Here is a 10,182-nt window from a genome sequence, read left to right as displayed (position 1 = left end):
AAAGCGCCGGCCCTCAGGCAGCCCGAAGCCGATCATCAGGCAGACATTGCACCGAACCCATCAGAGCGCCAGAAATCGGAGGGTTCTTGCGGGTGTCCAGCTTCGCTTCTTTGTTCCCGCTCTTCTCCCGCCAACGAGCGAGCCAGGTTTCCGCCAGACGCGCGAGCTTTCTGGCGGACACCCGGTTATCGCGCCGCCAATCATACGGGAATTCGAAGAAGTTCTCGTTCCGGGCGAGGTCGAGCGATTCGACAATACTTTGGGACAGGCGTGTGTAACCTCCTTGCTTCCACAAGCCTGGGATGAGTTCGGGGTTGGAGATCAGGCCCGTGGCAACGATGCCGTCCCCGATATCGTCGTCACCGTTGTCCGCTCCCGTCAGCATGAGTTGTTTTAGGGCACCGCCTGCGACGACACTCCAAAGCGCGCCGGGAGAGGTTCCCCAAATGGGCTTTCCGTCTTTGGCCAAACCAGACCCGATGAGCCCCGGCAACAACACCACTACGTCGGGAAATCGGTGAGTCATCATTCCACCCCGTTTGATTCGGCATTTGAGGCCGCACCTTAGGATTCTGCAACGCTCTTACCTGGGCCGGCCACCCGATGTTTGCAGCATGCGCTGGCGCTGCGAGGCGCCCACGGTGCAGCAAAACCAGCTGCGCTTTGAGCTATACAGCCGGCCGCACGAGGTGGCGATCTCGGAGGTGGACCGCGGTCTGTTCGATGCTCGGATAAACCGGGGCGGCATTAATGTTGATTGCATCGAGCTGGGCAAGGATCCTGCCCTTATCCATGATCCTCACGCGCGACACCGCTATGCCCTCGTTGCCCCACACTGGAAGCAAAGCCTCGTGTCCGAACAGGAGAAAGGCACCGGACTGCGACTTGATCCTATTGTTTGTCCGCTTTGCCTTCACGCAGAGCACAGAGCCAAGATCATCGGGCTCATGCATCCGTCGATAACGCTCTTCTCGGACTGATGTGGTGGAGCAACCTTCTGGCAACGTCCTCGCCGTTGAGGGCCGCGGGGGTCGACGTTGCCCCCAGTTTTTGTCCAGCGCTAAAGTTCGTTTCCGGCGGGTCGCCCGTTCGGGCAGCTTCAGCGACGTGCTCTGGCGATGTGCTTGTAGCATAACACGGCGCCAGGGCCGACGGGGGCGAAGATTGAAGCATACACCTTCGGCGTCTGCCATCCCAGCTGAGACTGAGGCCGGGCGGTGTTGAAGTCCGTGCGCTAGTGTCGATATTGCCGCTGCATTGCAATGTTAGGCAGCCCCGAACCAGACCTTCCGAGCGTCAGGACTGGGCCATGATTGCGCATTCTCACGCGTATGGGAGGATTTGATTGAGCTGAAATGATCGGAACCCATTTTCGGGAACCCCCGTGAACCGAGGCGGACGAGCCGTTCCGGGCGATACGAACCGGAGCGGATTGTCGATGACGATTGAGAATGAGGCAGGAGAAGCTGCCCGGGATGAGGCGCGCCCGACGGCCCCGCATCTGTCGCGCTACCAGCGCAGCTACCGGATGACGACGGATCAGCCAGGGAGGTTCTTCTGGCTGTGGCAGGAGGCGATGGCGCATGCTCTGCTGCTGGAGCAGCAGCCGGAGCGGTCGTTTCCGGAGCATGGCGGCCTGACCGCCCTGCAGATGGCGGAAGGCGCGCGGGCGCATGCGCGCTTCTATGCTTTCGCGCTGGCGGAGGCGCCGGCACGTGACATTGCGCATTTGGAGCGCAAGGTGGTGGTCTACGAGGCCATGATCTTCGACGAGGACGAGATCCGCCGCACGCGGACCGCTGTGATGGTGGAGGCTGCGATGCAGCAGGATGCACGCGAACTCGGCGTCACCCTGAGCAAGGTGCCGATGTCGCCCGGCACCGGCAGCCGGCACTGAGGACCTGAACCGATGTCCTTTGTGATCTACGACCTCGAGACCAGTGGTCTCGAACCGCAATGGAACGTGCCGCTGCAGGCGGCCTTAATCCATACCGACCAGAACCTCGTGCCTCTGGGCGAGCTCTCGCTGCGCTGCCGCCTGCCGGCGCATATCGTACCGGCGCCGGCTGCGTTGCTGACCACCGGCATCCGGCCGGAGCAGCTCGAGCAGTCGCCGCTGTCGTCGACCGAGATGCTCGGCATCATCGCCAAGGCGCTGGCGTCATGGGCGCCGGCGACCGTGATCGGCTACAATACGATCCGGTTCGACGAGGAGGTGCTCAGGCATGCCTTCTTCACCCATCTCCTGCCGCCCTATGCGACACAGGTGAATGGCCACCGCCGTGCCGACCTGCTGACGATGGTGCGGGCGGTGGCGATGCTGGAGCCGGCGGCGATCACCGTACCGCTGGGCGCGACGGAGAAGCCGAGCTTCAAGCTCGGCGATGTCTGTCGCTCCAACGGCATCGCCTTGTCGGAGGCCGAGGCGCATGACGCGCTCGCCGACACCAAGGCGACGCTGGCCCTGTTCCGGCACCTGCGCGAGGTTGCGCCGACGACCGTCGCGACCATGCTCGGCCTGACCGACAAGGGCGTGGCCAACCGGATGCTCGCCAGCGGAGAGGTCATGCTGCTGGGCGGCCTCTCCCGGCTGACCCCGATGGTAGGCGTGACGCCGAATCCGACGGTCGCGACCTCGTGGGCCACGGTCGACCTGACGGTCGATCCGGCTGGTTATCTCGACCTGGCCGTCGAGGCGATCGTCGGGCTCTTCTTGCAGCGCGGCGTGCGACCGATCCGAACGGTCAAGACCAACGCCCAGCCGATCCTGGTCGCCTATGAGCAGGGCTGCCACGCCCTGCAGCCAGACCAGCGCAATCTCGCGCTCTACAACGAGCGGGCAGCACAGATCCGTGAACATACCGGCTTCCGCACCAACCTCGCCGCTGCACTGGCCAACCGCTTCACTGAGCGCGAACCCTCGCCCTATCCCGAGGCGACGCTGTATGGCGGCGGCTTCCTGTCGAACGAGGATGCCCGCGCCTGCGCGCGCTGGCATGCTTCGCTCTGGGCTGAGCGCACTGCGATCTCGGCCGGGTTCAGCGACGAGCGGCTGAAAGCCTTTGCCAACCGGCTGACGCTGTTGGAGGCGCCGCAATCGCTGTCGCCGACGGGCTGGCAAAAGGGGCAGGCCTGGCTGCGAGACCGGCTGACGACGCAGGCTGACGTGCCTTGGCTGACCCTGCCGAAGGCGCTCGCCGAGGTCGCGACCCTGCGCCAGACGCTTCCTGCGAGTGACGCCGCCCGGCATGGGCATCTCGATGCGATCGAGCGCTGGCTCAACAAGCAGACCCAGTTCTTCCAGCTCGCGGCCTGAACCGAACAGGCACCTATGGATGACGACGAAGGCGCCGGCGACGGCGCGTTCGTCGATTCCTGAGGGCGGAAGGGGAAGCGCAGCCGATGGGGCTGTGACCCACAGGATAAGACCAGCATGACGAACAATGATCAGGACCGGAGCATCATGGAGATTGCGACCGGTGACGAAGGCGGCGACCGCCCGCCTGGGCCGATCCGGGACCCGCTCGACGAGACGACCGGTGGCATCGGCAACGATCCCTCGCTTGCCGAGCTGATCGCGGTGCGCGACCACGCGCCCGCTCTCAATATCGTCGCGCGCGAGGCCAAGCGCTGCATCGACGAGGCGCAGCGGCTGCCTTTTGGCCTCGAACAGACCAAGGAGGATCGCATGGCGCAGGTCGGGCTGCAGATCGTCGGCTTGAGCTGCGCGGCGATCGTGGCGATCTGGCCGACCGACACGATCGAAGATGCTGACGCCAAGCGGGCGCTCGCCCGGGAGACGCAGCCGCACTATGGCGACACCGACTATGAGGTGGCGCCGATGCTCTCGGCCGAGAACGCGTCTCGCATGAGGCTGCATCGCGCCGCCTTCGACGTCGGCGCGCTCGTCGTGCCTCCTGGCCCGGCCGTGCCGGCGCCGTTCGACCGGGGGTTGGCAGCCTGGCCGCTGTCGCGCTTCGATCTCGTCGACGCGGTGCCGTTGGCCGGGGGCTCGGCGACGCTGGGCGGCCACGGGATCGCCCGGTGGGGCGCCTTCGTCGAGGCCTATCCCGACCTGACCACGCTGGTGGATCGCTTCAGCGCGATGATCGCCATCGCGGATCGCCTCACGATGATCGCCAATCGCGACGGGCAGGGTAGCACGCCGATCCGCCGGGCTGCGGAGGGCGCGCGCATCCTCGCCTATCTGGCAGCGGCGCGAGCCGCGATCTGGCCGGCGATGCGGCATTCGCCCGATGCCGAAGCCAAGCTCAGGCTGGTCGCGCTGATCAACGATCGCGCCTGCCGGTTTGATCCTCTGCATCGGCAGGCGGCCATCCGACATCTCGTCAGCGAGGCCAACTGGATCGCGAAAAGCTTCCGGCTCGGGGCGACACTCGAGCTCGATCCCGATTGGATTCCGATCGTCTGACAGCCGATCGGATGAATGGAGCGAACCGATGGAGGCGTCCCGAGCGGGGCGCCTTTTTCGATTCCGGGAACAGCGGGGAATTGCGGCCAGATGGTCGCGACCCACAGGAAAAGAGATTTACATGAGCAAGAATGACCAGGGCGGGCGCTCGCTCGCCCCGCACGCCGGTAGCCCGGTGGACGAGCACCACGACAAGGTGTTGCGCGACCCGATCGCGGTCGCGATGGAGGTCGCCCACAGTGATGATCCGAGCGTCCAGGAGCTCGCGGCCTTCCGCCGCCAGCCGATCGACCTTAAGAGCGCGGCGCGCACGGCAAAGAGCCTGCAGAGCGAGGAGTTCCGGCTCGGGTTGTTTGACGGACTGGAGCACGACGTCTCCGAACGCGCCTGCGCCGGCCTGCAGATCATGAGCCTCAGCCTGGTCGCGCTCACCGCGATCTGGCCAGCCGACGACCTTGATAGCGCCGAGGCCAAGCTGGCGCTGGCCGAGCAGACCGGCGCGCTGCACCATCGTTATGACAAGACGTACGTCTCGATGATGGACGCGACGCTGGCGCGCCGTATCCGCTGGAAGCGGGCGGCGTTTGCCGTGCCCGACCTGATGTTGCCCCCGGCTCCGACCGGGCCGCGGGCCGATCAGCGCGGGCTGTCGACCTGGCCGCTCGAGCGCTGGAACCTGACGGAGGGGCTGGAGCTGCGTGGGGGGCCGCCCGCTTTCGCCCACACCCAGGTCGCCAGCTGGGTCGGCTTTGCCAAGGCGGCGCCCAATCTCGATCATCTCGTGAAGCGTGCGCGCAAGATGTTCGAGACCTGCGACCGGCTGATCATGCTGGCGCAGCGCGGGCCGGATAATGCTGGCGAGCTGATGGTCGCGGCCGAGGGGGCCCGCATCGCCGCCTATCTCACAGCGGCGCAGGTCATGATCAGGCCGGTGCACAACCGGGCAGCGCTGGCGCTCAAGAAGGAGATCGTCGCGCTGGTCAACCTGAGGAGCGAAATCGGCGACCCCGTGCACATGTTGGCCGCGATCCGGCACGTCACGGCTGACGCCGCCTGGATCCGGTCGCTGCCGGTCGACGCCCGCGACGACCTGATCTTCGACTGGAGCGAGCTCGTCTGACAGACGAGGTGCCGAAGACCATCAAGACAGGAGGCAGCGCCGACACCGGCGCTGCTTTTTTTCGATTCCGCGAGAGTGAGGGAAAGCGACTGCCGAGAGCAGGTCACCCCAAATGACTCGAAGGAAACACCATGAAGACCACCACCCGCTGCGAGGAGTTGCTCAGCACTATCGCCCTCGACGCGATCGTGCATCCCGTCATTGACGATCTCGCCGCCCTGGAGCGCCTCGTCCCCGAGGCGCCGACCGAGGTCGAAGCCCTCGCGCTCTTCCGCCACCAGCTGCCGAGCCTCATGACGCTGCGCGGCCGCGGCCAGGCCCATACCGAGCAGGTTCGCCGGCTGATCGGGCTGATCGCGCGCGAACCCGGTGAGGTCGAGACCTGGATCGATGCCGCCAATGCCCTGACCGTTTTATGCAACGCCTCTAACCTGACACTCCTCCTGCTGCCGGCGCGCTCCGCGGACGACGCCTGGGCGCGCGAGCAGTTCGGCCGCAACCTATTGCGCCACGCCCGCCGCCATGGCGATGGCGAGGAGATCGCACTGGCGCGCCGCGCGGTCGGGGAACTCCCGCGCCGACAAGCCCACCTGACCTTGCCGGCGGGCGCCGACGCAATCCGCGAGATGATCGAGACGATGGCGCGCCGGGTCGGGGCGCTGCAGCCGAAACCGACCGAGCGGGGCGTTCCAAGCGTCCATCCCCTGGAGCAGGCCGAAAGCCTGAAGGCCTGGTTCGCCGCCGCGCCCGATCTCGCCGGCCTGCTCGACGGCGCCAGGCGAGTGCTGGCGCTGGTCGACGGTCTGCGCGCCGTCGCCGAGCCGGATGCTCTGACCATCGACGCGATCGAGGGTGGGCTGATCCTGGCCCATGCCCGCCTGCTGCGTGTCGCGCTGTGGCCGGCGCGGAGCGAGACCGAGGTCGCGGCCAAGATCGCCGCGCGTGATCTCGTTCGCTCCCGAAACGGCGATCCGGGCCATCTCGGCGCACTTTGGGAGATCGCCTTCGGCCAGGGCGAGACGGTCTCCGGCCAGAGCTCGCGGTTCCTCAATATCGATGAGCACGGCTGACCACTGCGTCGCGACATTCCGATCGGAAACGGGAAGGCGCGTCTTCGTAGACGCGCCTTTCGTCATGGCGAGGCGGGGAGCCGGAAGGGCGGACAGGCCGACCCTCAGGACACATCAGAGCATGACCGACATCATCACCTCATCCCTGCGCGATCTCGCCTTCTCCACCAGCACGGTGCCCGTGCTCGACGAACTCGCTGCCCTCGACGCTCTTCTGCCGGAGATTCCAGATGAGATGGAGCGCAATGCCGCGCTGCTCGAACGGCTGCCATCGCTCCTCGACCTGCGCGGCCGGGCACTGGGGCACGCGCGGGAATACGAGCGCTTCCTCGCGCTCGCCGAGGTCGATCCCTCTGCGCTCGAGGATCGGGTGATTACCGGCAATGCACTCGCTATCCTCGCCCATGCCGGTGAGATCGCGATGCTGCTCGTGCCCTCGGGATCGCCAGAGGACGACTTCGCGCAGGCCATGCTGGCGAAGGAGCGCGCCCGGCAATATGGCGCTGGCAGCGGTGTCCATGCACCGGAGTTGATGACTCGCGCGCTGCGGGCAACCGTGCGCCCGGGCGGCCTGCGGCTCGCGACCGGCGCCCGCGTCCCGGTCGGCATGGAAATGGCGGCGCGGCGCTTCCGTGGGGAGGTCCTGCCGGCGCGGCAGGAGAACGGGACCGGCCCCAGGACCTACCATCTGGAGGACGCATTTGCGTTGGAGGCCTGGTTCGCGGCGGCGCCCGATCTCGTCACGCTGCTGGAGGAATCCCGGGCGCTGTTCGCTTCGATCGAGGCCTGGTCGGAACCCGAGGAGCCCGCACCGTCCTGGTATGCGGCCCGGCGCGGCGCGCTGATCCTCGCTTATGCAAAACTCTGCCGGGTCGGGTTGTGGCCGGCACGCAGCTCCAACGACCTGATCGCGAAGATGGCGGTGGAGCGGCTTATCTCCGAACGTGCCGCCGATCCCCATTCGATGCGGGCGCTGGTCGAAATCGCGCTCGGCGTCGGGCGCCGCATCGCCCGCCAGGGGCCGCCCTTCGTGACCCACATCAGTGGCGTCGCGCTGTGAGGTCGGTGATGAACAGCGTGACGCCCAACACCTCCGAAGACGCCGAGGCTAAATTCGCTCAGAGCTGGAGCTACCACGAGAACCGCGTGCTGATCGATCATCTGCGCCGGCAACGTCCCGATGGCGGGGAGGTTGAGATACAGGAGGAGCCCGATCAGGCTGCGTCCGAGCCCGTCGGCCCGGCGATCGAGATCTACGATGCCGACCGGCTGGCCCGTCGTCTCGGCCATGGAGACGGCTTTGTCGGCGATCCTGCCGAGGCCAGCAACGACGAGGACGCGGCGCAGGCGCGCCAGATCAGGCTCTGGAACCGGATGCAGGCGGATGAGCGCGGTCCCTGGCGCAAGCTCGTCATTCCCGACGAGGCGATGATCGCTCGGATCGCCGGCCTCGATACGATCTGTCCGCAGTTCTCGGAGGTCACGGCCTGGATCGTCAGGGCAGCTAAACTCGGCTCGACCACCGGCACCCCGCTGCGGCTCGACCCGGCCGTGGTGGTCGGACCGCCGGGAACCGGAAAAACCTTTTACGCCCGCAAGCTCGCCGAGGCGCTCGGCGTGCCCTCGAATGTCATCGCCATGAACCTGATGACGGATCGCGGTTCCGCCTTCTCGGGCTTGGCTCCGGTCTGGAAGGCGTCGGGCCCGGGAAAGGTCGCAAAGCTCCTGATCGAGGGCAGCCATGCCTGCCCGTTGATCGTCATCGACGAAATCGAAAAAGCCTCGCCGATTAACCCGAGCGAGACACCGATCAATGTCCTGCATAGCATCCTTGAGCGAGAGAACGCCGCCTGCTTCGTCGACGAGTTCGTCGATCTTCCCATGCGCGCTGACCACATCTTCTGGTTCGCGACGGCCAACAGCCTCGATCCGCTGCCGGACAGCATCATCGACCGCCTGATCGTCTTCCAGGTCGCGCTGAAGGAGGACGAGATGCTCGCCATCCAGAGGAGCATCTTCCACGAGGCGAACCTGCGGGTCGGCTGTACCTTCGCCGAGCCCGAGACGGCGCTGTTCCAGGGCTGCGCCGGCCACACTCCGCGCAGCCTGTCGCGGCTCTGGGACATCGCGATGGGCTTCGCCTGCGAGGAGGGGCGGCGACATCTCGTCGCCGCTGACATCCGCGGTGCAGAGCACGTCCTGCTTGGCGGGAAGGAAAGCGCGAGGAGGCCGATCGGGTTCATCCGGCCGGCCGCAAGGGAGAAAGGGGGTGAAGCGAGGGTGAGAACGGGAATGCCCCCGGGAAGCCCGAGACGACAGGAATGAAAATCATGACGAATATGACGAACAGTGAGGGGCACGCCATTTCGGTGACGCCTCGCCGCATCCGTGAGGAGGGCAGCACGGCCGCCGTAACGCACTATGTCGAGACGCGCTGGCCCGCCATCGGCGGCAAAAATCTCGCGCCGCTTCCCGCGGTCGCCTTCCTCGATATCGAGTTCTCCGAGGCTTACCAGGCCGGTCATGTCGCCTATGTCTATGTCGCCGGCTCTGGCGACACGCTGAAGGCGCCGGATCAGCCTACCGGCCTCCATGGCCTGGCGCGGCGCTTTGCGCTGCCGCTGTTCAAGATTTCCGCGACGGCGTCCGAGAACGCGCTCGCCCGGATCGAGGACATCAACCTCGAGCGCTACGCCGGCATGTACGAGGCCGAGGCGGGCCTCGCCTGCGATCCGGGCTACGACAACTGGCGCCTCGTCCTCATCCATCCCTCGCGCAAGCCGATGCCGGGCGCGCCCGTCGAGGCTCGCCCGCGCGTCATACGCGTCGTCCTTCCGAGGGGGCTGTCGCTCATCGCCTTCGAGAAGGAGCTGCATGAGCGGCTGAGCCCTGCCGCCCTGGGCCGCTGGATCTCGTCTCCCGCCGGCCGCAGGCACTGCGCCGATCTCGATCTCGATCCGCGCGAGGCCATGCGCCTCACCGGCTACAACACCGGCGAGGGCGATCGCATCAGCCGGGCTGATGAACTCTACATCTTCAAGCCTCGCCTTGACGGCGGGCGCCTACTCACCATCGTCGAGCGCATCGTCCACGACTTCGTCGTCCGCGACGCTGCTCTCGATCGTCCCAACTGGGGTTGGGTGGCCGTTAACCAAGGATACCGACGCCGCGCCTGACAACCCGGACGGCGGCTTCGTGAAAGTCGGCGTTCGTGCTACGTTCCGTATCATCGCAGATCGATTCGGAGGGGAGCCTTTCTCCTCCGAAATGTTTCGTGGAGTCATAGGAAGGAAGGCAACCTTCCAAAACGACGGGGTATAAAGCTGCGTTCCACGTAGTCATGCGTCGTCGAAGGTTCCGCCACCGTCAGCCGCAGGGCATGCCGGGGCGTGGTGAGTGGATTGCGAGAAGGGGCCAGCCAGAATGCGCCCGCAGGTAGTGCGCCCGGAACTGCGCAACGCCTGGTCGTGTCCCATAGCGTGGTGTAGCTGACGGTGGTCACCGGCGATTGCCGGTTAGGTTTGGGTTGTGAACGCCAACCCTGAACCGAGAGATCCCCG

10 protein-coding genes are annotated in these 10,182 nt (G+C 66.2%); 9 read left to right on the top strand and 1 reads right to left on the bottom strand.

All coding sequences use genetic code 11. From position 1 onward, the window contains the following. Window positions 1-13: 13 nt before the first annotated feature. Window positions 14-529 (bottom strand): hypothetical protein, encoded by a 516-nt coding sequence (locus ACFPN9_RS24270; RefSeq protein WP_377817787.1) that lies wholly within the window; start codon window positions 527-529, stop codon window positions 14-16. Window positions 530-614: 85 nt separating this feature from the next. On the opposite strand from ACFPN9_RS24270, the gene ACFPN9_RS24265 reads away from it, so the two are divergent. The 9 genes from ACFPN9_RS24265 (at window position 615) to ACFPN9_RS24225 (ending at window position 9,798) form a co-directional block, all read left to right on the top strand. Further along, window positions 615-980 carry a hypothetical protein gene (locus tag ACFPN9_RS24265; protein ID WP_377817786.1) on the top strand — a complete coding sequence of 122 codons (366 nt, stop codon included), beginning with the start codon at window positions 615-617 and terminating at the stop codon, window positions 978-980. Between the two features lie 458 nt (window positions 981-1,438). Continuing rightward, window positions 1,439-1,897 (top strand): hypothetical protein, encoded by a 459-nt coding sequence (locus ACFPN9_RS24260; RefSeq protein WP_377817785.1) that lies wholly within the window; start codon window positions 1,439-1,441, stop codon window positions 1,895-1,897. A gap of 12 nt (window positions 1,898-1,909) precedes the next feature. Further along, window positions 1,910-3,316, top strand: coding sequence for an exonuclease domain-containing protein (locus ACFPN9_RS24255; protein WP_377817784.1), 1,407 nt, complete (start codon window positions 1,910-1,912; stop codon window positions 3,314-3,316). Window positions 3,317-3,433: 117 nt separating this feature from the next. After that, window positions 3,434-4,432 (top strand): hypothetical protein, encoded by a 999-nt coding sequence (locus ACFPN9_RS24250; RefSeq protein ID WP_377817783.1) that lies wholly within the window; start codon window positions 3,434-3,436, stop codon window positions 4,430-4,432. A 121-nt stretch (window positions 4,433-4,553) separates the two neighbouring features. Beyond that, window positions 4,554-5,552 (top strand): hypothetical protein, encoded by a 999-nt coding sequence (locus tag ACFPN9_RS24245; protein ID WP_377817782.1) that lies wholly within the window; start codon window positions 4,554-4,556, stop codon window positions 5,550-5,552. Between the two features lie 131 nt (window positions 5,553-5,683). Next, complete coding sequence (locus tag ACFPN9_RS24240; RefSeq protein WP_377817781.1) at window positions 5,684-6,622, top strand: hypothetical protein; 939 nt, start codon at window positions 5,684-5,686, stop codon at window positions 6,620-6,622. Between the two features lie 121 nt (window positions 6,623-6,743). After that, on the top strand, window positions 6,744-7,682 hold the full coding sequence (locus tag ACFPN9_RS24235; protein WP_377817780.1) for a hypothetical protein: 939 nt from the start codon (window positions 6,744-6,746) through the stop codon (window positions 7,680-7,682). A gap of 8 nt (window positions 7,683-7,690) precedes the next feature. Next, a complete protein-coding gene (locus ACFPN9_RS24230; RefSeq protein ID WP_377817779.1) occupies window positions 7,691-8,947 on the top strand; it encodes an AAA family ATPase in 1,257 nt (418 codons plus the stop codon). A 5-nt stretch (window positions 8,948-8,952) separates the two neighbouring features. Beyond that, the gene (locus ACFPN9_RS24225) at window positions 8,953-9,798 is read left to right on the top strand and encodes a hypothetical protein (RefSeq protein WP_377817778.1); all 846 of its coding nucleotides are present in this window, start codon (window positions 8,953-8,955) and stop codon (window positions 9,796-9,798) included. Window positions 9,799-10,182 lie beyond the last annotated feature (384 nt).

The sequence above is a fragment of the Allobosea massiliensis genome (genome assembly GCF_042655245.1).
Classification (GTDB): domain Bacteria; phylum Pseudomonadota; class Alphaproteobacteria; order Rhizobiales; family Beijerinckiaceae; genus Allobosea; species Allobosea massiliensis.
This window is presented reverse-complemented; position numbering and strand designations above follow the sequence as displayed.